This is a genomic window from Paenibacillus sp. PCH8, assembly GCF_002968835.1.
Taxonomy (GTDB): Bacteria; Bacillota; Bacilli; order Paenibacillales; family Paenibacillaceae; genus Paenibacillus.
On sequence record NZ_PKQK01000001.1, the window covers coordinates 2,872,476 to 2,897,993 of the forward strand.

At 48.5% G+C, this 25,518-nt stretch carries 7 protein-coding genes; all 7 read left to right on the forward strand.

The genetic code is table 11. The features are described 5' to 3' along the window. Positions 1 to 2 precede the first annotated feature (2 nt). The 7 genes from C0Q44_RS12225 (at position 3) to C0Q44_RS12255 (ending at position 25,457) form a co-directional block, all read left to right on the forward strand. Positions 3 to 16,700 carry a hybrid non-ribosomal peptide synthetase/type I polyketide synthase gene (locus C0Q44_RS12225; RefSeq protein ID WP_105407474.1) on the forward strand — a complete coding sequence of 5,566 codons (16,698 nt, stop codon included), beginning with the start codon at positions 3 to 5 and terminating at the stop codon, positions 16,698 to 16,700. Between the two features lie 258 nt (positions 16,701 to 16,958). Next, the gene (locus tag C0Q44_RS12230) at positions 16,959 to 20,882 is read left to right on the forward strand and encodes a beta-ketoacyl synthase N-terminal-like domain-containing protein (protein ID WP_105407475.1); all 3,924 of its coding nucleotides are present in this window, start codon (positions 16,959 to 16,961) and stop codon (positions 20,880 to 20,882) included. Continuing rightward, on the forward strand, positions 20,879 to 21,136 hold the full coding sequence (locus tag C0Q44_RS12235) for an acyl carrier protein (RefSeq protein ID WP_105407476.1): 258 nt from the start codon (positions 20,879 to 20,881) through the stop codon (positions 21,134 to 21,136). The genes C0Q44_RS12230 and C0Q44_RS12235 overlap by 4 nt, the downstream gene beginning before the upstream one ends. Continuing rightward, on the forward strand, positions 21,133 to 22,284 hold the full coding sequence (locus tag C0Q44_RS12240) for an acyl-CoA dehydrogenase family protein (RefSeq protein WP_105407477.1): 1,152 nt from the start codon (positions 21,133 to 21,135) through the stop codon (positions 22,282 to 22,284). Before C0Q44_RS12235 ends, C0Q44_RS12240 begins: the two co-directional genes overlap by 4 nt. Continuing rightward, complete coding sequence (locus C0Q44_RS12245) at positions 22,281 to 23,261, forward strand: ACP S-malonyltransferase (RefSeq protein ID WP_105407478.1); 981 nt, start codon at positions 22,281 to 22,283, stop codon at positions 23,259 to 23,261. Before C0Q44_RS12240 ends, C0Q44_RS12245 begins: the two co-directional genes overlap by 4 nt. Beyond that, positions 23,258 to 24,577, forward strand: a complete 1,320-nt coding sequence (locus C0Q44_RS12250) for an aspartate aminotransferase family protein (protein WP_105407479.1) — start codon at positions 23,258 to 23,260, stop codon at positions 24,575 to 24,577. Before C0Q44_RS12245 ends, C0Q44_RS12250 begins: the two co-directional genes overlap by 4 nt. 28 nt (positions 24,578 to 24,605) lie before the next feature. Further along, positions 24,606 to 25,457: a 3-hydroxyacyl-CoA dehydrogenase family protein gene (locus tag C0Q44_RS12255; protein WP_105407480.1), complete on the forward strand. Its 852-nt coding sequence runs from the start codon at positions 24,606 to 24,608 to the stop codon at positions 25,455 to 25,457. Positions 25,458 to 25,518: the final 61 nt, after the last annotated feature.

Sequence of the window (25,518 nt, forward strand, 5' to 3'; positions counted from 1 at the left end):
TCATGATAGTACGAAAAACCGTTGAACTTTCGGAAACACAAAAAGGAATTTATTTTGATTGTCAGATGAATGATCCAGTTGCGTATAACATCTCTGCTTCAATACATTTAGGTCAATTGAATATGGAGATACTTCATCGAGCTATCGAATTACTCATCTATCAACAAGTAGTGCTGCGTACTCGAATTGAGATTCTAAATGATGTGCCAGTGCTGGCAGTTCATGAAGATATGAACTACTCACTTGTCTTCAGGGATCTGAACAGCGAGAAGCAGATGGATCTGAGGGACCAGCAGCTTAAATCATGGATAGAAGAGTGCATGGGGACACCTTTTGCATTGGAGCAAGGCCCTCTGTTCCGTATGATGGTTGTTCAGCTGGACGAAAACCAGTATATCCTCACCCTTTGTATCCATCATCTGATCTGCGACGGAATGTCGCTTGAACTGTTGAAAAACAAACTGCTCTACTCGTACACTTGCCTCCTTCAAGATCGACCTGTGGAGGTGAAGCAGGACGAAGGATTTATCGCCTACGTCGAGGCTGAGAATCAGAAACTGCATGAGAACAAATACATCCGAGAGCAGGAATACTGGTTAGATCGAATGAAAGGTGCAGAACCTCTGGCTTTACAGCACGATTTTCCGGCAGGTTCTTCACAAGAAGGCATTGGACGTGAACGACGTTTTGATATTCCGGCATCATTGATGGCGGATATTACGCAAATCTCCAAGGACAATGAAGTAACCGTCTTTATGTTCTTTATGGGTGCCTTTGGCATTCTGATGAATAAATACGCCGGTACGAATGATATCACGTTTGCTTCCCCTTATTCTCATCGTCCAGGCATGGACCTGGACGAAACCATCGGCTGTTTTGTTCATATGCTGCCCATGCGTTTTGATATTGACCCCGAATCCACTTTAACACCTCTGCTGCAGCAAGTAGCCACAATTTGGATGGACACCTACAGACATATCGGATACCCCAATAACCTCATTGTCAGAGATGGCAACTTACAGGCTCAGCCCGGATCACCATCCTTATTTGATATTTCCTTTGTCTATGATTCCTATGAAGAAGATGCACTTGGAACGCGCATGTTGGAACAGGACAAGGTTACATTTCCAGGCGATCTGATGGTTGTGCTGAATCGCTCACCTCAAGGCGCACAATTGAAGTTGCAGTATAAGCCTGGCTTGTTCCGGGAGGATTCCATGGATCGGATGGGACAACGGTTCCTATACTTGCTCCATCAACTGGTAACCAATCCCGAGAAGAGAATCAGCGAGTTCAGCCTGCTGATGCAGGATGAGAAAGAAAACGAACTGCACCAATTCAATCAAACTTCCTATTTTCCTTACTCTCCGCAACATATTATGGATATATTTCACGAAAAAGTCGCACGATTCCCGGAGCGGAAGGCTTTGCTGGAAGGAACCCAATACCAGACCTATGCTCAAGTCAATACGAAGGCCAATCAATTGGCCAGACAGATTGTGGCGAGAAAGAAAAGCAATAATGAGGCAGTCGGCGTTCAGATGCCGCGCAGCTCGGATCTGGTCATTGCCCTGTTGGCGATATTGAAGGCTGGATGTGCTTTTGTACCTGTAGACCCATCTTATCCTTTATCCAGAAAGGACTATATTGTAACGGATGCAGACATCTCCATCGTGCTGGCTATGCGGCCTGACAAAGAGGACGAAACTCTGGATGTCCATTATATCTACACGGAGGATGATAAGGCCTATACAGGAAATAGCTCGAATCTTGAAGAGCCGCTTAATCCGCATAGTCTTGCCTATATCATGTACACATCTGGGTCCACAGGCAAACCTAAAGGAGTCATGATCGAGAATCATAGTGTGGTGAACACACTGCTTGATCTGGAACGGCGCTTTCCGATGCAGGTGGATGATGTTTATTTGCTGAAGACGGCTTATACCTTTGATGTTTCTGCGACGGAGCTATTTGGCTGGTTTATGGGTGAAGGTGCATTAAGCATTCTTGAGCCTGGAGCGGAAAAAGACCCCTCACGTATTGCGTCTACCGTGGCAGCACATCAGGTAACCCATATCAATTTTGTACCCACTCTGTTCCGTCTTTTTCTGGAAACCATGGAGCTTCGCTCGAATCTGTCCGCGCTCGAAACGCTGAAATGGCTGTTTGTAGGCGGAGAGGCTGTCACACCGGATGTTATTCAGAAATATGAGAGATTGGGTATCGGAGCAAGTTTGGAAAATGTATACGGCCCTACAGAATGCACAATATGGGTATCCCATTATCCATTAAGCTCCTACGAGGGATTGGGCAATGTACCGATTGGATACCCGCTTAATGAGTCCAGATGGTATGTCGTTGGAACTCATGAAGAGCTTCAGCCTATCGACATCCCGGGCGAGCTGTGCCTCAGCGGAGTTGGACTTGCGCGTGGGTATCTTAATCTGGAGCAGATGACACGTGAGAAGTTTGTCCTCAATCCTTTTTTTAAGGAAGGGCAGGACCCCGAGTATTTCAGATATATGTACCGTACAGGTGATCTGGTTCGTTCACTGCCGAGCGGAACGATAGAATACCTGGGACGCATTGATTTCCAAGTGAAAATACAGGGAGCCAGACTGGAAACGGGAGAGATTGAGAATACCCTCTCGTCTTATCCAGGTATCATTCAGAGCGTCGTGGTCATGAAATCGTTCGAGGGCAGATCCGGTTTGCTTTACGCCTACTATCTCTCCGATCAGGAACTGCCTTCAGCCCAATTAAGAGAATACGTATCGCGTTCATTACCGGCATATATGATCCCGTCCGTTTTTGTACATAAATCCGAATTTCCGCTGAACAGCAGCGGGAAGATGGACCGGAATGCGCTTATCGCCGACATGACACATGCTCACGCTTCCAGTGCGACTTATGCCGCACCGGTCAATGAGCTTGAGAAACTGGTGGCCTCGGTATGGGCTCAAGTGCTGGGAGTCGAGAAAGTGGGAAGGGACGACCATTTCTTTGAACTGGGTGGCAATTCATTTTCCGTCATTCAGGCTCACAATAAACTGAAGCATCATACCGATGTAGAGTTCCCTGTTCCTCGCTTTTTCGAACGTCCTACACTCCGGCAGTTTGCAGCGCAGGGACAGCAAGATGAGGAATGTAACATACCCAAAGAGCGAAAAGAGAGGTTCCAACGAAAAGCGGGTATCCAGCGTGAGGACATTGCTATTGTGGGCATGGCAGTCAATGTGCCGGGCGCTGAGGATATTCGGGAGTTCTGGAACAACCTTGTTGAACGACGTGAGAGCATTCACTTTTATAGTGATGAGGAATTAAGAGAACTCGGTGTGGAAGAAGCGTTGCTTCGCTCTCCTCGATACGTCAAAGCCAAAGGTCGCGCCAATGGCATTGATGAGTTTGACGCCGGTTTCTTCGACTATACGCCGGGCGAAGCCAAAATGATGTCTCCTCAATTCAGACTTCTGTATCAAGGAATCTGGGAAGCGCTGGAGGATGCGGGGTGCAAACCCGATGAGGCGGGGAAAGTAGGGGTATTCCTTGGGGGGTCAGATGATTTCGAATGGTATCGCCAGGTACTTTTTAATGATGCCAATTATAGCAGCAAATACGAGGCGTTTACCCTCAGTACCAATCATTTTTTGGCTACCCGAATGGCCTATAAGCTTAACCTGAGAGGGCCGGCCTATACTGCTCTGACGGGATGCTCAACGTCACTGGTTACACCACATCTGGCATGTCAATCACTGATTGTTGGAGAATGTGATGTAGCCGTAGCTGGTGGGATTACCGTGGAGTTGCCCAATGAAGGGGGCTATGTATACGAAGATGGCATGATGTTTTCTGCCGATGGGCACTGTCGTCCTTTTGATGCAGATGCCAGCGGAACGGTGTTCTCGAATGGTATGGGTATCGTGGTGCTGAAGCGGGTAACCGACGCACTGCGGGATGGGGATCATATCTATGGCGTGATCAAGGGTTCCGCAATTAACAATGACGGACATGAGAAACTCAGCTTTCTTGCTCCGAGCATAAGCGGCCAGTCTGAAGTCATCCAGGATGCATACAAGGTAGCTGGAGTAGATCCGGAAACGGTGAGTTATATAGAAGCGCACGGTACAGGAACGTTGCTTGGCGATCCAATTGAAGTCCATTCGTTAACGCGAGCCTTTGCCTCCGAACAAAAGCAATTTTGTTACCTTGGGTCGGTTAAAGGCAATGTGGGACACATGGATACAGCGGCGGGGGTAGTTGGTTTAATTAAGGTGGCACTCAGCCTTGGACAAGGTTACATCCCCGGAACCGCCAATTATGAGAAGCCAAATCCCAAGATCGACTTTTCGAATACGCCTTTCAAAGTCAATGCGCATGGGGTGGACTGGAAACAGGCTAATGTTGGAGTCCTGCGCGCAGGAATTAATTCATTTGGTGTGGGGGGTACGAATGCTCACATGGTATTGGAGGAGGCTCCCGAGATGGATAAGTGCAGTCCGGATGAAGACGTAAATGTATTGCTTTTTTCGGCCAAAACAGAGCACTCGCTGAACCGTACCGCTGAACGGATTATGGAACATCTGGTACAACAGCCGCTACAACAGTCTGTTTCGGACGCAGCGTGGACCTTACAGACAGGGCGATCTGTTTTTTCCTATCGTAAAGCGGTTGTGCTGGATAAAACATGGAAGGATAATCCGGACAAGTTCATGCAACAGTTGGGGAAAGCACGAGTGTACCACCATTCGGCTCAAGGTAGCCGCCCCGTATTCTTTATGTTCCCAGGGCAAGGTAGTCAGTATCAGGGAATGGGGGCAGAACTGTACAGATCTACAGAGCAGGCCGGCATTGCTCCACTATTCAGAAGTTATATTCAGGAGATTCTGGACCTGCTTCCTGCGGAGGAACGGGAAGAGATGCTGTCCGTTGTGTATGGAGATCAGCAACCTGAGCGAATCAACCAGACAGAGTACAGTCAGTTCGCGTTATTCATGACAAGTTATGCCGTGGCCAAGTCACTGCTCCGTCTGGGTATCCGGCCGGATGGCATGATAGGACATAGCATTGGTGAACTAGCTGCCGCAGCAGTAGCGGGTGTGTTCGAACTGCGAGACGCTGTCCAACTGGTACGACTTCGTGGACGTTTGATGCAGCAGCAGCAACCCGGCGTAATGCTTGCCATTATGGCGGATGCCGATCTGGTGAAGTCGCAACTGGAAGAAGACGTGTGGCTGGCCTTAGTTAATACGACAGGCTCTAGCGTAATTGGCGGGACAGCGGAAGCGATTGCCCGGATGGAAGCCAGAGCCGAAGGAATGGGATGGAAGTGTATCCGTGTCAAAACCTCCCACGCATTCCATACACCCATGATGAATCAGGCAGCCGAGGAATTTAAACGTTGTCTCGCAGCACATACGCTTCATATTCCGCAGATTCCGCTGCTGTCCAATACGAGTGGTACATGGGCTATTGCCGATGAAATCACGAATCCGGACTATTGGTCCCGCCACATTTTAGAGCCGGTATTATTTGAATCCAACCTGGCTGAAATATTGAAGGACGAACGGGCCGTATTGATTGAGGTTGGTGCAGGACGAACACTGAGTTCCTTTGCCAGACAACATAAAAAAGCATCTGAATCTCAGACCGTGCTGAATATGTTACGTCATGTTAAGGAAACAGAGCAGGACAGTATGTATGTGAGCCGCAGACTCGCCGAGTTATGGTGCGAAGGCATTGAACCAGATTGGAAAGTGCTCAAGGGCCAGACGATACGCCGTAAATGCTCTCTGCCCGCGTATGTTTTCAACAAACAAGCCTATCCCGTTGGTGTTTCGCTTTTGAAGCCATCAGCAGCCGAAGGTGCGGGTAACAGGTACGATACGAATTACACGGATCAGAGTAAAGACGGCAGTTCTGATTCCTTGATAGGGACTGTTTACACGGGTGGTCCAGACCAGTTAAAGCAGGTTGTTCTTGAGGCCTATCGAACAATTTTTGGCATCGACGATCTGGAGGAAAGCGTTAATTTCTTCTCAGTCGGTGGCGATTCGCTCAAGGCAGTCAGCTTGTCTGCATCGATCCGCACTTATACAGGAATTCAACCCGAGGTTGCCGATGTTTTTAATCACTCTACGCCTGTTCAATTGGCAGAGCATCTGTATTCCATGGCAATACCAAAACTAAATCAGCAGATGATTCAGGCTGCACCCCTTATGGATGCTTACCCGATCTCCTCTGCCCAGATGCGTATGTTCACCCAAACAATGCTTGATCCAGGCAATACGGCTTACAATTTGCCATCGGCAACGATCATTGAAGGTGAATTGGATCGTGCAAGAGTTGAAGCAGCATTGGAGAAGCTGGTGCAGAATCATGAAGTCCTCAGAACAACATTTGAGATAAGGGCAGATCAGGTCGTGCAGATTATCCATCCGTCAGTTCACTTGAATATGAGCTATACCGAGCAGCAATTAGCGAACGATCAAGAGGTGTCATCCTTTATTCAGTCATTGATTCGTCCATTTGATCTGGGACAGACACCGCTTATGCGTGTTGCACTGATTAAGATTGGTGAGCGGAAGCATCTGCTATTTTTTGATATTCACCATATTATCGCGGATGGCACATCTGTTGAGATCATAACGCGTGACTTCAATGAATTGTATTTTGGCGGTGAACATGCAGTCCGTTTGCAATACAAGGATTACGCAGTATGGCAGCAGCAACGTCTCGCTTCACAGGGTTACGATTCGCATCGGGCCTTCTGGCTGGAACGTCTTGGCCCATCTGTACCTGTCCTGCAGCTTCCACTGGATCATGACCGGCCTTCACAGCGATCCATGAAAGGGGAGCGTATCCATTTCACATTGAGTCCTTCGTTGACAGAGCACTTGCACAAGCTTGCTTCTTCATCGGAAGCTTCCATGTATATGGTGATGCTCAGTGTGTGGAATCTTATTCTCGCACAACGCACAGGCCAGCAGGACATTGTAGTAGGAACACCAGTTGCGGGAAGGTTGCAAGAGGAATGCAGAGAGACGGTAGGCATGTTTGTTAATATGATTGCGATGCGAAACTTTCCTGCACCTGAGCGTGTATATGCTGACTTTTTGCGTGAACTCAAGCAACATACACTGGATGCTTTCGCATATCAGGAGTATCCGTTTAATGAACTTGTGATGCAACTGGGCTTAAAGCGAGAGTTGAACCGAAATTCGATATTTGATGTTTGCTTTGATTATCAGAACATGGAGCTGCACGGGCTTGAACTTGATGGTTTGCAATTCAGTTCATTTCCGGTCGAGACAGGTACGTCTACCTATGATCTGTTGATGACTTGTCAAGAAAACAAGGAGACGCAAGTGCTTGAAGGATATATTGAATACTCGCAGGAATTGTTCGACCGGACAACCATTGAAAGGTTGATGCAGGATTTTATCGGATTGTGCGAACAGGTTGTTGAGCAGCCGAATCTGCCTTTGGATGAGCTGTTTGAAAGAAACACTCTTTCTCAGAAGCCCGTAGTGCGTTCACTCGCCGGTCCGCGTCTCGAAAATGATCACAGACTCGGTCTGCACCGTCTGTTCGAACTGCAAGCGGAGCTTATGCCAGACAAAATAGCTCTACTTGCAGCTTCCGGAGCTGCTCTTACGTACAAGGAACTTAATGAAAAAGCCAATACGCTGGCATGGAAGTTGATGGATCAGGGCGTAAGCCGGGATGAACCTGTAGGCATATTATCGAGACGCAATGAGGCACTGATCATTATGTTGCTTGCTGTACTGAAAGCTGGGGCAGCTTATGTACCTTTGGACCCCACTTTCCCGGCGCAGCGGATTCTGAACATGATGGAAGATAGTCAGATGAATTTGCTGCTATGTACATCTGGTGAGGAGAATACGGTACCTTTTGGCGGAGTACAGATGATCTATGATCCGGCCGTGCGAGATGTGCGTTCATCCGTCAATCCGAATGTGAACGTATTGTCTTCTGATCTGTCCTGTGTGATCTTCACTTCAGGCTCAACAGGTCGACCTAAAGGGGCCATGATTACCCATGGGGCGATGGTGAATTTTGTTGAAGACATCAGGCACAGACATCTCTTCACACATGATACAGATCGCATCATCAGTGTAACGACCATTTCTTTTGACATCTTCGGATTTGAAGTGTGGACGCCTTTATGTACCGGGCATTCGCTATATCTGGCAGATGAGCAGGAGCAGCTTGATCCGGTCTTGGCTGCACGGCGGATTCGTGAACATGGAGTTACACATATTCTCAGCACGGTATCACGCATCAAAGCTTTTGTCGAAAATCCCGAGTTCGCTCAGGCTCTGGTCAATCTGAAGTGTGTTCTTACCGGAGGAGAAGTTGTTCCGGTGGGCCTGCTCACTGATTTGAAACGGCTTACGTCGGCTCGTGTCTTTAATATGTACGGGCCAACGGAAACGACGATTTGGTCAACGACCAAAGAATTGAATGACACAGCCAGCATTACGATTGGCAAGCCCATTGCCAATACAGAGATATATATTCTGAATGATGAGGGTGATATGCTGCCGACCGGAAGTGAAGGGGAACTGTGCATTGCAGGCAATGGATTATCCCGAGGGTACCTCAACAATGCAGTCGAGACGGATACACGATTCATTGTGAATTCCAATGTTTTGGGGGGCCGCTTGTATCGGACAGGCGATTTGGCTCGTATACTGCCGGATGGGGAAATAGAGTTACTGGGCAGGCTTGATCAGCAGGTGAAAATTCGTGGATACCGGATTGAATTGAACGAAATTGAGCAGGCAGCGATGAGCCATGACATCGTAAGGGAAGCCGTCGCAAAAACCGAAGGAAACGAGTCTCATCATCTGCAATTAATTCTGTTTTATAGTCTGAAGCCTGAGGCTATTGGAATGAAGCATGATGAGGATGCTCTGCTTCGGACCTGGTTAAGAGAGCGGCTTCCACATTACATGATGCCTTCACGCTTGATTCGCCTGGACAAGCTGCCGGTGCTGCCTAATGGCAAACTGAACCGTAATGCTCTCCGGGTAACTGATATTGCAACGGAACAGGGTACCCGTCTGACTTCAGTGTACAACTCATCCATGCAGGGAACGGAGCGGGCAAAAGCAGCGCTGGAACAGATGCTTATTGGAGCGTGGAAGGAAGTATTGAATGTAGACACCGTCGGAGTCCATGAACATTTTTTTGACAGCGGAGGCAACTCACTGGGACTTATTCTGATTAATAACCGACTGAATGCATATTGGAAGAAAAGTGTTCCGCTTGTGCAGTTGTTTGAACATTCCTCGATTGCATCATTGGTCGATTATCTGATGTCTGAGCAAGAAGAGATGGAACAGAGCATAACGGAACAGGTACAGAGTCCATTGGAGCTGAACACAGCGGAACATGCTATCCCATTTGTTTCAGAGCAAACGGGCAGAATACCTTCTTCAACGGATATAGCTGTCATTGGGATGGCAGGGCACTTTCCTGGATCCAGAACTATTGAAGAATTCTGGGAGAACCTGATGGAGGGTAAGGATGGCATTACTCGTCTGACCGAGAAGGATCTAACATCGGCGGGTGTCCCACCTGAGCAGTTCGAACATCCCGATTATGTGAGAGCCAAGGGTGTGCTGCAAGATACCGATTATTTTGATTCCGAATTTTTTGAATATCCGCATCAGGAGTCCAATATGATGGACCCGCAGATTCGTTTGCTGCATCAGTGCGCATGGGAAGCACTTGAGCATGCCGGATGCGATCCATACAGCTATGAGGGTTCCATCGGATTGTTTGCGGGTAGTGGATTAAGTTTGCCATGGATGGTGCAATTTCTCGGTCGTTCCGGCAATCTGTTGCAAGCTTTTGAAGCCATGACTCTCAATGAGAAGGATTATATTACAACCCGGGTATCTCACAAATTGAATCTGAGAGGACCTAGCATGGCGGTTCAGACCGCATGCTCGACTTCTCTGGTCGCCATCCATCAGGCAGCGGAATCGCTGATCCGGGGAGAGTGTGATGTGGCACTTGCAGGAGGCGTCTCCATTTCCTACCCGCTCAGGGAGGGCTATCTCTGGCATGAAGGCATGATTTATTCAAAAGACGGACATTGCAGGCCATTCGATGAGCAAGCATCGGGTACCGTATCCGGTAATGGATGCGGAATGGTTGTCCTTAAACCGCTCCATCTAGCGCAGCGAGACGGCGATCATATATATGGAGTTATTAAAGGCTCGGCAATCAATAATGATGGTTTGGACAAAATTGGATATACGGCCCCGAGTGTTACCGGACAGGTTAAGGTTATTCAAGCCGCTCTGCAACGTTCGGGAGTCGCTCCGAAGGAGATATCTTATCTGGAAGCGCACGGAACGGGTACCAAACTGGGCGATCCGATTGAGATTGAGGCGCTCAGGCAGTCGTGGGGGACGGAAAATAGAAATTATTGTGCGCTGGGTTCGGTCAAAGCTAATATTGGACATCTTGACGCTGCAGCAGGTGTTGCAGGTTTTATTAAAACCGTTCTAACGCTGTATCATCGGACGGTTCCGCCACAGATTCACATGGATCGGACCAATCCGATGCTGGATTTGGAGCACAGCCCCTTCTATATCAATACGGAGGCACAGCGGTTCCAAGACTCAGAACGGGTTCTGCGTGCAGGGGTCAGTTCGTTTGGAATTGGTGGCACCAATGCCCATGTTATTCTGGAACAACCGCCCGCTCAGGAGAGCCATGTCAATTATCAGTCGTTGCAGCTGCTCCCCTTCTCAGCCAAGAGCGAAACTGCGCTGGAACGTACCTATGATTCGGTTCTACAGGCGATCAATGCTATGCCGGAGCAGCTGTCCAATGCGGCCTGGACCTTGCAGAAGGGAAGAAGCAGATTCATTCACCGAAAGGTGCTGATCGCCGTAGAAGGTCACATCCCGCCAAGGGAGCAGGCCAGTGATTATGAGGTTCAGGCAAGCGTGGTTAACGGAAAGCCTAGAGTCGTGTTTTATCTCAGCGGAGCTGCAAATTGGGATGCTCGCAAGATTCGGGAACTGTATGCTTCCGGATACCGAAGTCAGGTTTCAGAGGTTTTCAAACTGCACTTTGAAGAGGCATTGAATCTTTTGGAGTCAAGGGAGCAGTATGCCATTCGTCAGGGCATGGGGCGGCCATTAAGCGATTCCAGGCTTGAGCGTATGCAGTGCTATGTTGTGCAATACGCTTTGTTTAAGACGGTGATGCAGCTGGGCGTCACACCGGATGTTGTTTGCGGACAAGGTGTGGGTGAACTGGTTGGGATGGTCATTAGTGGTGTGCTTGAACCAACTCATGCCGTAGCTCTTTTATACAGCCGGGAAGATTGGTCTCTACAGGAGGGAGTCTTGTCGGATGCATTAACAGGCAGTCGGATGGATGAAACTGTAGCAGATCTTTGGTCGAGTATTCGACCGCTGTTATTAGGCCATATGCGGTTTCCATTGCTACGTCGGGAGTCTCTTCCAGAGCATACTGGAAGCACGCTTTGGATGACTGCCAATAAGCAGCAGAATACAGACCAACTAATCCAAACAGCACTTACAGGGCTCAATGTCATTTCCCTTATTGATAATCACGGAAGTTCGCTTGAGGCGGACATATATTTCATGAAGTCACTGGCCTTTTGCTGGTGCTCCGGCATGGAATTGAATTGGGCACAGCTGAACGGAACGGATCATGGACAAAAAATCCCCTTACCGACCTATGCTTTTGACCCAATTGCCCATAATCATGATGTTGCACTGTATCAGCTGACAGGTATGTCGCAGGTAGCAGTGGGTTCAGTTCCAGCCGCAGAGCGATCTTTGTCGGGTAATTCAAAAGCTCATATGACAGAGAATGAAATACAGAGTGTTTTGTTGCAATTGTGGCAGGAACTGCTCGGTTGTGATGAAGTTAGTCCCGAAGATGATTTCTTTCAGCTTGGAGGGCATTCACTGAAGGCAATATCGTTGGCGTCGAGAATAAAGGAAACCTTTGGATTGAGTTTAGAATTGGATGATGTTTTTGAACATTCGGCTTTTGTCCAGATGGTCGAATGGATTGATCAGCATCAGACTGCGAACAACGATAACTCAGCAGATCCCATCCTGCCTGTGATCCAAAAGGATAGATACAAGACAACTTCTGCACAGAGAAGAATGTATGTGGTGCATGAGTGGATGAAAGGTGAGAGTACGGCTTATAATCTCGCCAGCTTTTACAAGATACGAGGTCTGTTGGACCCTGCCAGATTCCAGGCGATCATGGATGAACTGATACAGCGACATGAGTCGTTCCGTACCCGGTTTGAAATGATAGACGGTGAGCTTTACCAGGTTGTGGAGGATCAGGTTCCAACCGTCGTAGAGTTGCTGGAATCGGAGACTCTACAGATGGAACATATGCTGGAATGGATACAGCCTTTTGATCTGAACCACGCGCCTTTGGTCCGGGTTAAGCTCATTCGTTTCTCGCCGGGGGAGCACGTCCTGTTCATTGACATGCATCACATTATTTCGGATCAGAGCTCCATTGCCATTCTGATGCAGGAGTTTGCTCACCTGTATAGAGGAGAGCCATTAGATCCACTTGACATCCAATATAAGGATTATGCGGAATGGCGTGATGAGAGCGCAGTACAGGGGAATCGGGCTGAAGACGCTGCGTTTTGGAATCGGGAATTCTTGGACATGCCCGCACCGGTTGAATGGTTGACGGATTTTCCAAGACACGAAGCCTTATCTTTCAGTGGAGAAAGACTCCGCATTGAAATGGATGAGTCGTTAAGTTTACAAGTCAACGAATGCTGTGCAAGACAAGGACTTACACCCTACATGTTGTTCATGGCAACTTTGAACGTGTTGATCTGGAAATATACGGGTCAAGATGATGTTGTTGTAGGTACGGCGGTTGCAGGTCGTGAAAAATCTGAGCTCAATAGCGTTGTAGGGATGTTTGTAAACATGCTTGCTATTCGTACAAGTGTGGATAGAGAACGGTCCGTTGAGGCGTATTTGCAAGAGGTACGCGACAAGCTGTTAGCCTGTTATGAGCATCAGCATTATCCGTACGAGGCATTGGTGGAGCAACTGGGTGTATTTGGTGATACAACTCGCAATCCGCTTTTTGATGTGGTGTTAAATTACATCAATATGGGGACGGATGATCCTGAAGCCGGGGAACTGACGTTTGAGCCATGGATGGAGGGCAGGGTGGATGCCAAGTTTGACCTGACCTGGACCTTGGTCGAACATGAGCAGCGTTACACGGTTGAATTGGAGTATCGCTCGGATCTGTTTAAGGCTGACTCTATGAAACGGATGCTGGATAAGTTCCTGTATATTTTGTCCCAGATTACAGCAGGAGATGTGGAACGGATTCGTCAGATTAAACTCACCACACTGGAGGAGGAAGAATGGCTCCTGTACGAAGTCAACGATAATAGCCTTGCATATCGGCGGGATGCAACCATTCCTCAATTATTTGAAGAACAAGTGCAGTTACATGGACAGCAGACAGCATTGATCTGGGAAGAAGACGAATGGAGTTATGCAGATTTGTATGATCGTGTTCAATGGCTAACTTCCAGGTTGCTGGAACATGGGGTGAGATCAGGCTCCAGCATTGCTTTACTCCTGGACCGGGGACCGATCCAAATGGTCAGCATCCTTGCTACACTCAAGGTGGGTTGCAGTTATGTACCGATTGATCCGGCTTCACCACCAGCGAGAATCGAGTTTATTTTGCAAGATTGTGGTGCATCTGTGCTGTTAACTGAACAGGAGTATGTCAGCACATGGCGATCGGTGATCCCGTATATCGTGCCGGCTAATGAACTGACAACGTTCAGTACGGCGAACATCACGGAGTTCAAGGGAGATATGGGGACGACAGCCTTAGACCCGGCTTATATCATCTATACTTCAGGATCAACGGGAACGCCAAAAGGCACGGTGATGAGCCATCGCAATGTGATTAAAGTGATGAAGAAGAGCAACTTTGTTACCGTGGTGCCAGAGGATCGTATTCTGCAAATTTCGAACTACGCATTTGATGGTTCCATTTTTGATATTTTTGCTTCATTAATGAATGGGGCAACACTCGTATTAACTTCAAAGGAAACCATTCTCGATATGGCTTGTTTGGCAGATGTTATCCGGCAACAGCAGATTTCGGTGTTTTTCATTCCGACATCGTTGTTCAATATGCTGGTAGATTGGGATGCTGAGTGCCTGAAGAATGTGCGTAGAGTGATGTTTGGAGGTGAGGCTGCTTCGGCAAGTCATGCCAACAAGGCACTCGCATGTGTGGGGCCAGGCAGGTTGCTAAATGGATATGGACCAACGGAAGCAACATTTTTTGCCTCCTATCACTTACTGGAACAAACAGAGCCCTATGCGGGCTCTCTACCTATAGGCTATCCGTTGTCCAACACAGCCTTATATGTTCTTGATGATGATCTGAAGCCTGTGCCGCCTAATGTTCCAGGTGAATTGTATATCAGTGGTGATGCGGTAGGTATTGGTTACCTCAACCGTGAGGATCTTACGAAAAAACACTTTTTGGAAGATCCCTTCCGTAAGGGAGATCGGATGTATCGTACCGGGGATATCGTCAAACGCTTGATGGACGGCAAACTCATTTTTATAGAACGTTCTGATTTTCAGGTCAAGATTCGAGGGTTCCGCATTGAGCTATCGGAAATTGGTAACTGCATCGAACGCCTTCCGGGGGTCCGGGATGCCTATGTTATGACAGCGACAGATGCTATGGGGAGTCTCTACGTTGCTGCCTATTATACAAGCGAGCTCCATACTACAGTACATGCCGAAGATATTCGAAGAGAACTTCATCAACGGCTACCCGAGTATATGGTGCCATCGCGAATTCAACGAATGGACCATCTGCCAATCAACGCGAATGGCAAAGTGGACCGAAAAGCATTGTCTGATCTGCCCGATGCTCAACCGTTGTCTCAGGAAGTAAACGCACCACGGACGAAGACGGAGCATGTCATTCTTGCCGCCGTGCGTCAGGTGCTGGGCAATCCGAGCATGGGCATGGAGGATCACTTCTTCCAGAACGGAGGGCATTCTCTTAAAGCGATCGCATTAACTCAAATTTTGTCAAAAGAAGGAATTGCCATCAAGGTAAACGAATTATTCCAATATCCGACAGTTAGAGGACTTGCCAATCGGGTGCATATCGTTCCTCAAACGTCCATATTGTCTGAAGATAGCCTGCATATTCAGTCCCCCATAACCATTCCACAGGACATTACACTTCATGAGAATCAACTGGATAGCCTGGTCCTGCATGTCTTAAATAGCTGTAATCAGGTTTCATCCTTCATGGCGGCTACGACCCCCATTGGTCGTTTCCCACTATCTCCAATCCAACAAGCGCATCGTTCTACGACTTCACGAGCAAGCGGATGTATAACAACCCTTGAAGGAAACTTGAATGAACAAGCTGTAAAAGGGCTGATTCTTAGGGTTGTAGCCCGACATCAGCTGCTGCACAGCATCATATATGAGGAAGATGCCCTGAACTGGCATCAGAGTGATCTATCGTTAGCAGCAGACATGCTGCAACAACTAATTCCATATCTCGATACGCGTCATTACGCTCCGGCTACTATGAAGCAATTGGAGTATAAGCTGACTCGGTCTCTGCTGCACAAGACATATGCGTTAGGGGAATTGCCTTGGCGTCTATGCATTTTGCGTACGGGATTCAGGGAGCACAGATTAATATGGAGTTTTGATCATCTGGCGTTTGATGGCATGAGTGCCGACATTATCAGGCAACAGCTTGAGATGGATACAGCCAATATACTGCAAGGGAAAGAGCTTGAAGGCGAACGTCTGTACAACGTGCTGAATTATGAGAACTATGTACGGTTGTTATCTCAAGGGCCTGTAGGCATTTCCGAGAATGAACTGGAGAATGAATACTCGCTTCAGTCTTGGCAAGCCTGCAACAGCATCGTCATGAAGAAGTTGAAAGAACCAGAGAATCCGCAACCTTCGGCGATCACTGTTCAGTTATCCCGCGCAGGGAACGAGGCTGCGGAAGACTGGTGGGCCTGTTTTGAATCCTTCGCCAACATTATTGCAACGTATCTGGACGTAAACCAATTGCCTATAGCTCTGGTGCATTACGGAAGGGAATATGGTGAGGAATCCTATTATGACTATGTAGGTGAATTCCTTGATCTGATTCCAGTGCTTGTAGACCCTGATTTTGCTCAGGAGGATCTGTTGAAACGTCTGGAGCTGACCAAACGTCATAACATTAATTTTATGGCGCTTACACAGGATTCTTCCTTCTCAGCCGACTATGCTGTCATTCAGAAACAGCTGGGATCAGCCTACAGTCAAGCGACAGGACAGGAGCCACGAAATTTGATTTTGTTCAATTATCAGGGCTATATCTCCAGCCGAGAGGCGGTTCCCATGTTGGAATCATCAGACGACCAAGGCTTGAACACAGGGCTCGCTCAATTCGAATGGGTTATTCACTGCGACGAAGAGTGCCTGTATGTTCATCTGGCTTGTCGAGCAGGATTGGATATCGAGCGTATGAAACAACTCATTGATGACCGGATTGGCAGCGATGTGAAAGTGCAAGTTCATAATGAGGCAGTGGAGGTGCAACATGTCCAGTAAATCCATACAACGAGGGCCGGAGCTGATGGTGCCTAAGCAGTATTCGACTGTGGCTGAGCTTCTTATGTATATTGCAAATGTTCATCCGGAGAAGGGGATCACATATATCAGTTCTTCAGGTGAGGAGCAGTTTGAATCTTATCCCGAATTGCTAAATCAAGCACGGCTTTATCTGCAACGTCTCCGTGATCATGAGCTTATACAAGGACAGGTCGTTATGTTGGAAATTGATCAATCACAGGAATTTTACCGGACATTTTGGGCTTGTATGTTGGGGGGATTATTGTTGCCCCCGTTAGTCCTCCAGCAGCCTGGGAACCAGGATCAGCCGGTCTGCAGAAATTCACAAACGTGTGGGAAGTGCTGGGGCGTCCGGTGGTCATCGTTGAGGATGCCTACCTGCCTAAGTATAAGCAGTTGGCAACGAGCCAGCTATTCAAAGGTCTTTCGCTGATCAGTGTGAGCAAGCTTCAATCAGGTCATTGTGCAGCAGAACCCTGCACGACATCTCCTGAGGATATCGTGTTTCTGCAATTCTCTTCAGGAAGTACGGGCATTCCCAAAGGAGTGCAGTTGACGAATCACAATATTATCGCGAACAGCATTGCCTGCAAGACGTTCCTTGGAGCGGAAGAAGGAGACAACGTGTTTACCTGGTTGCCGCATACGCATGATATGGGCATGTTCGGGCAGCATCTTACACCTATATTAAGTGGCGCTAACATCATGGTAATGTCCCCCTACACTTTTGTACGTTCGCCGTATCTGTTCTTGCGCAAGATTACGGAACATCAAGGGAAATGGTTCTGCTGCACCAACTTCGGTTTTGAATGGATGGTTCAGAAGATTCCTGATTCCAAGCTCTCCACGCTTGATTTGTCTTCACTACGTATGACACTGAATGGAGCGGAGCCCATATCTACAGCAGTTATTGAGCGGTTTGTACAGAAATTCAGCTCGTGTGGCTATCGCTCGAATATGATGTTTCCTGCATACGGCATGGCCGAAGCTACTGTAGGTGTATGTACCGCCATACTGGGAGATGAGCCGCGAATTGAGCGGATCTCTCGTACGAAGTTGGTACAAGAAAGTATAGCAGTTCCGGTACAACTTCCGGACAGCGACAATTCGGATGTGATCGAATTTGTTCACGAGGGATATCCCATGACTGGAATTCAAATTCGAATTGCGAATGAACAGGGTGAAGTGCTGGATGAGCGAATGGTTGGCGAAATCCAGATCCGGGGAGATTCAGTAACCTCCGGGTACTACAGGCTCCCCGATCTGAACCGTGAAATCTATGTGGACGGTTGGCTTCGGACAGGAGACCTTGGATTTATGGTGGAAGGCTCTCTGGTCGTCAGCGGACGAATGAAGGATATCGTTTTTATTCGGGGACAGAATCACTACGCCCATGACCTTGAAGAAATTTTATACCAGAATCGCAGCATTCCGAGAGGGAATCTGACGGTAGTAGGGCATTTCAACAGCCTCAAACAAGTTGAGGAACTGCTCGTATTTGTGAAATACAAATCGGGTGCTCCACAGTTTCTGGATGTGCGGCAGGATTTGATCCAACGGATGAGGGATGGACTGGGCATTGAAATCACCCATGTTCTTCCGATCAAAGTGATTCCCAAAACGACCAGTGGCAAGGTCCAGCGCTTCATGTTGAGAAACGAATATGAAAGCGGAGCATTTGACAAGGACATTAAGGTTATTGAAGAGCTTATCCTCCAGAACAGACAACAACAGCAATCCGAGGTGGTTGCCTCGACGTCTCTGGAACAAACGGTACGTGAAGCGTGGGCTGAGACACTTCAATTACCCATAGGTCAGATTACGATGGATACTTCTTTTCTCGCTTTGGGAGGCAACTCCATTCTGTCCTATCAGTTACTCGACAGGCTCTCCGCACATTTGGGCCACGAGTTGGGCCAAGAATTGCTTGTGTTCTGCAGGACCGTGCGTGAGATGGTGGAATATCTGCAGGAACTTCCGGCGGAAGCGAAGCCCCTTGAACAGGGGGTACCAACTGATAACCATCTTAATGTACATCGAGCAATTGCCATTACCGGAATGTCCTTGCGTCTTCCTGATGCCGATACGCAGGAGCAGTTCTGGAGCAATCTGGTCCAGGGACTCGATAGTGTGGAACGAATTAGTCCAGATCGTGCAATACGCTCGAAGCGTCCGGATTGGGATGACTGGATGGGGGAACTCAAACATCCGGATACCTTTGATCATGAGTTCTTTGAGATCCCGTCTGAACAAGCCACATTTATGGACCCGCAGCATCGCAAACTGCTGGAAGTTTCTTACGAGGCACTTGAGGATGCCGGCATGATTGTGGATCGGGAAGACAAGCGCAATGTGGGTGTGTATATGGGGATTAATCCAAGTACGTACTTTGATCTGGTTGTTGACCATATGAACCTGAGTGAAGGGAAGGATATTCATTCCCACGCTATGGTAGGTAATATGTCCAATATTGCTGCAGCCTCCATCTCTCACCAGTACAATTTTACAGGCCCGGCTCTTTCGATAGATACGGCATGCTCCTCCTTTCTGGTGGCACTGACACAAGCGGCCGCGGCTATTCAGGACAAGCGTATATCCGGTGCGGTCGTAGGTGGAGCAACCATTCTGGCCACACCCCATGTGCATCAGCTATCCCGCCATGCCGGAATCTGCTCCTCGACGAAACATACGAAGGTCTTTGACCGGGAGGCAGATGGTTCAGTCATTGGGGAAGGTGCTGTTGTTGTATATCTGGAGCCGCTAACAGAGGCAGTTCGCGCCAACAAGCATATCTATGGCCTGATTCGCGGGACAGCGGTAAACAACGACGGCTATTCCCTGGGCATCATGGCACCTAATCCTCAGGGGCAATATGAGGTGCTCCGTGCTGCTTATCGCGATGCCAATCTGAACCCGAGCGAGATCTCTTATATTGAAGCACATGGTTCGGGGACAAAAATTGGTGATCCGATTGAGGTTAATGCGTTATTGCGCCTATTTCAGGAAAAGGGATATCACGGTGACACTTCCATTGGGTTGGGTTCGGTCAAAACTAATATAGGACATCTATTCGCAGCTTCCAGTGGTGCCAGTCTTGCAAAGGTACTGCTCAGCATGCAGCATGGGGAATTGGCTCCAAGTCTGCATATGGATAATCCTAATCCAGCCCTTCGCCTGGAGCAATCGCCTTTTCATATCGTTAACGAGCATAGAACTTGGGATGTACCGGAAGGAAAGACTCGCAAGGCGGGCATTAGCTCGTTTGGTCTTGGAGGCACGAATGCCCACATTGTACTGGAAGAATGGAAAGCCTCAGTTCGGGCAGATAATCCGGCACGTAGGCAATTACTAACATTTTCCGCCAAAACTGAGCAGGCCCTGCAGAAGTTGATCCATAACACGAAGCAATATGTGAAGGAACATGCGGAAATGCGACCGTCGGATCTGTGTATTACCCGGAACAGGTACAGAAAGCATTACCGGTATCGTGCTGCCATAACGGTTAATTCAGCCGGAGAGTGGGATATGGAAGGTATGGAATTGGGCTTCAAGCCAAGAAACCGGGCCGCTCGTGTAAATATTGTGGTGGGAGGGCACGGGTTCCTTCCAGAAACAGCATCATCGGTTGAGCCGACTTCCAGGTTAGCCGATGATGCCGAGCAACCTGTAACGAACATGAATTATTGGGTAACCGTGCTGGAAACACTCAGACGTTTCGTACCTTCTATCCAAGAGATTCGGGGAATAGATGCGGGAGAAGAGATGGTTTCCAGGTTGAATAACAATCATGTGGAAAGTCACATCAGTGAAGGCAGCAAGTCGATTCCGGCAAACAGCAGAATGAAACCAGGCCGTCTTCAAGACCCGACCAGCAAGGTGGCAGTTGCCGACATTGTCATTATGATCGCAACAGAGCAGACCGTTCAATTGGCTGGGTACAGTGGCAAGGAGAGAGTGATCCGTTTGTCTGCCCAACCGACTGTTGGTATGGAGGAACAGCTTGCATCGTTGCTGGGACAACTCTATGTACTTGGTGCTGCTCTGGATTGGGAACAGCTACATCCGGATGGTTCGGGTCAGATCGTGCATCTGCCAGCGCATCCATTCGAGCCGTATGAACATTGGGTAGGTGTGAATCAGGGAATGGAGGTCATGATATGACAAAAGAAGAAATTGAGCTGTTTATCAAAAGTGAGATTGCTACTGCGCTGAATCAGGAACCAGAGGACATTGATGAAGAGATGAACTTTTTGAAAATTGGTGTCTCCTCGGTACAGGCACTCAAAATCATTAACCGTACGCGCAAGCGCCTGCAGGTTGATATCAGTCCAGTTGCGTTGTTCGAATACAAAACGATAGCCGAGTTCGCCTCCTACCTCAACGAATCCCTTCTTCAAGAGGGGGTCGCTGAATGATTGAACTGGACTTGCAACAAGAGATTATTCAAGAGGCAGAGTTATTTGCTGCACGTGAGATTCGTCCCTATGCCAAGCAGATTCAGGAAGAGCAAGCCATCCCAAGATCACTGATCTGTGCAATGGCCGAAAAAGGATACCTCTCTGCTTCCATCCCGACTGAATATGGCGGTCTTGGCCTCGGCCCTACATCCTATGGATTGCTGACCGAAGTGTTTGGCAAAGCGCTCCCAGCCGTTCGCAGTTTATTGACGGTACATACGTCACTCGTAAGTGAAACGCTGGTGCGTTTTGGAACGGATGAGCAGAAGTCCTCCTGGCTGCCCAAGTTGGTGAAGGGAGAGTGGATTGGAGCTTTTGGCCTGACAGAGCCGGAAGTTGGCTCGGATGCCAAAAACGTGAAGACAGCGTGGCGGGAAGAAGCGGATCACTATGTTCTAAATGGAAAGAAAAAATGGATTACATTTGGACATGTGGCAGATGTGTTTATCATTATTGCCTCGAAGGAGGGGAAAAGCACCGCCTTTTGGGTCGAACGCCAGTTTGCTGGTGTGCATACCAAAGCCATCGAAGGTGTCATGGTTGGGGGCGAGACAGGCTTGGCGGAGATCGAACTTCATGAAGTGCGTGTACCCAAGAGTCATGTTATTGGGCGTCTGAATGAAGGCTTTGAGTACATTGTCAGCGGGGCATTAGACCAAGGCAGATATAGCATCGCTTGGGCAGGATTGGCCATTGCGCAGGAAGCGCTTGATTCAATGGTGACCTATTCACGAAAGCGGAAGCAGTTTGATCAGAAGCTCAGTCATTTTCAGCTCATTCGGGGCATGATTGGAGATGCGGTAACGAAAGTCCATGCAGCAAGAGCATTATGTCTGCGGGCAGCCGAGATGAGAGAAACCAAGGACCCACAGGCTACCATGGAAACTACGATTGCCAAATATTTCACATCAAAGATTGCGGTTGAAGTGGCAAGTGATGCGCTTCAGGTTCATGGCGCGAATGGAATTAGCAGTGAGTATCCTGTATCCAGGCTGTACAAAGAAGCGAAAATTCTTGAAATTATAGAAGGCTCGTCTCAGATGCAGCAAGAGATGATCTCGCATTACGGATTAAAGGCGTATTACAAGCGTGGCGGTACGGTATGACCGTCTGTGCTTTATTTCCCGGACAGGGGAGCCAGTATATTGGAATGTGCAGTGATTTGTTGAACAGTGAGCCGGAGGCAAATCGGATTTTTGCCGAGGCGAGTGAGGTTCTTGGGTATGATCTGAGAACGCTGATTATGGAAGGGGCGCTGGATCAATTGACAGCCTCCGTACATGCGCAGCCTGCCGTACTGACAGCAAGCTGCGTGCTCTTTGACTCATTCGTTCGGCAGACAGGAAATATCCCGGATTACGCGATTGGTCACAGCTTGGGTGAGATTTCGGCTTTGGTGGCGGCGGGAGCGATACGATTCACCGATGGAGTTCGATTCACGGCACAGAGGGGTGCATTAATGCATCGCGCGATTCGGGAACAAAAGGGCAGAGCAGGCCTTGTGGTTGACTTAGCCCAGGTAGAGCTTGAGGAGATGGTTGAGACCATTCGTCAGACCGAATATGTGACCATTTCCGGCTACAATTCACCTAGGCAGTTTGTCGTCGCGGGGACCGCAAATGCACTCCGGTTACTGGACGATAAAGTGGATCACTGTGGCGGGGAGTTTATTCCTTTTCGCATGATGCCTATGAAAGCAGATGCTCCTTATCACAGCGAGTTGATGCAGTTTATCCAACCTGAGCTTGAAGAAATGCTTGCAGAGATTCCCTTCACTTCACCTTCGTTTCCTATATGCTCCACTGTCCATGGAGAGCTGATCCGAGGGCCTGAGGACATTCCCAAGCTGCTGAGCAATCAGTTGCTACAGCCGATTCGCTGGAATCAGGCATTGACACGAGTACATCAATTAGGAGCCACGGTATGGGTAGACATCGGTCCAGGCGAAACAATCAGGAATATGCTGGCGGAGAATACAGCCTTGCCTGCTGCCTATTCGTTAGATACTCCTTCAGATCGATCCCGGTTGGCGGAATTAAACGAACCAAAAAACCAGAAATATGAGGGGGGCGAAGTGGGATGATTACGGAAATGTCTCAGTATAACCAGCGGGTAAAGCAAAGGCTGCCTGGAGGTGTACATTATAATTTTCATCTCCCTTGGGAAGAGACCCCGCTCCATTTCACCCATGCTTCCCGCAGTAGAGTGACGGACATGAACGGTAATGAGTATTTGGATCTGTATGCCCGCTTTGGTGCTCTCGTCGTGGGCCATGGCAATGAGGAATACAACGAGTGTCTGAAGGATACGATTGACCGTGTTCTCTCCGTGAGCCATTGCGATCTGGATGCAGAGGCTTTGGAACTGATCCATCAATATGTCCCTTCGGCAGAGATGATTCGTTTTGGGTTATCGGGAACAGAGATTGTCCAGAATGCACTTCGTCTAGCGCGTGCCTGGACAGGCAAGAATCGTTTTGTTCGTTTTGAAGGCCACTATCATGGCAATGCGGATAATATAATGGGCGGCAAATCTGCCCGTACCGGTCCGCCCGTACCTTCTGACTATCCTGGCGACATGAAAGGAACGAAGGGGAGGGCAAGAGATGCCATGGAATCGCAGTCCTACCTGCTTCCATGGAATGACGCTGCCCGTCTGGAGGAGCTGTTTCACCAGCAGGGAGATGATATTGCAGCGGTAATTATGGAGCCTGTATGCGTGAACGGAGGCGGAGTGATGCCTGCCCCGGGTTATCTGCAAAAAGTCAGACAGTTATGTGACGATCATCAGGTCGTGCTCATTTTCGATGAGATTATAACCGGATTTCGTATGGGGTTGGGCGGTGCTCAACAGTTGTTCGGTATAACCCCTGATCTTACGACTCTGGGCAAGGCTATTGCTGGTGGAGGGGTTCCTGTATCCGCATTGGTTGGGCGATCGGACATTATGAAGCTGCTCGTAGACAAAAAAGTGATCCATGCGGGCACCTTCAATGGCTATCCGTTAGGAACTGCTGCGGTGAAGGCTACATTGGAAATGCTTGGCCGCAATGGGGGACAGGCTATGGACAGCATGAATCGCCATGCCAAGATGATTCATGATGTGCTCTGCCGGGAAGCAGCGAAGGCAGGTCTGCCCTTGATTGTTCAGGGGCCACTTGGCTGTGCCTCTTACCATTGCTGCTCAGAGCCGCTTATAGACACGGCAGATTATACGTTCGAATTAATGTCCTTTGATATTTTGTTAAACAGCAAGCTGGCAGAACACGGAATTCTGGTATCTACGCTCTCGCGGATGTATCCGAATATCATGCTGGACATGGAGGATGTGATGTGGTTCAGTGAGCGTGTTCCTGCGGCACTTGCGGAGATGAAAGAGATTTACGACGAACTTATCTGAGGGTAGCTCAACAGGGGAGTGATTAGGTTTGCATAATCGACTCATTGCAATAATCGGCGCAGGGGTGATGGGGTGCGCCACGGCACTGGATGTAGCGAGAGCCGGATATCGGGTGATTTTACAGGATATTTCGGCATCAGCAATCGCTCAAGCACCTGAAACAATACGCCGTGAATATCGTTCAGCTTGTTTTCTGAAACAAGGATATGGTGAGGTCCCGCTGAACCTGATCTTGGAACGGATCTCGTTCCAGACGCAGGATGAAGGTGTGGAAGAAGCTTATATCATTATTGAGAATGTGACAGAGAATCTGGAGTTGAAAAAGGAAGTCTACGAACGTCTGAATCACAAGGCTCGTGCAGATGTGATATATGCACTGAATACGAGTTGTATTTCCGTAACGAAGCTTGCTTCGTTTTTGCCGGACCCTGGTCGAGCCATCGGGGTGCACTTGATGAATCCGGTCCCTGTTAAATCGATGGTGGAGGTGATCAAAGGCCATCATACCACACAGGATACGGAGCAAGTGATGGTGGAATTCCTGGAGAGCCTTGGTAAAAATCCGGTGGTTATAGAGGATTTGCCGGGGTTTGTCTCCAATCGTCTTTCCCACCTGTTAATGAATGAAGCAGCGTACATTGTACAGGATGGTATTGCTACATCCGAGCAGGTAGATGCCATCATGAAGAAGGGTTTTAATTACCAGATGGGTCCTCTGGAAACAGCTGATCTGATTGGTCTGGATACGGTCGTGCATTCACTCAAAGTATTGTACGACAGTTATCAAGATCCGAAGTTTCGATGCTGTCCAATGTTGCAAAAAATGGTTGATGCAGGACAATGGGGCCGGAAAACGGGTCAGGGATTCTATGCCTATTAACAACTGAAAGCAGGCATAAAGGAGGTGATTGAAAAACTGGACCAATGAGGTATGTTTGAAG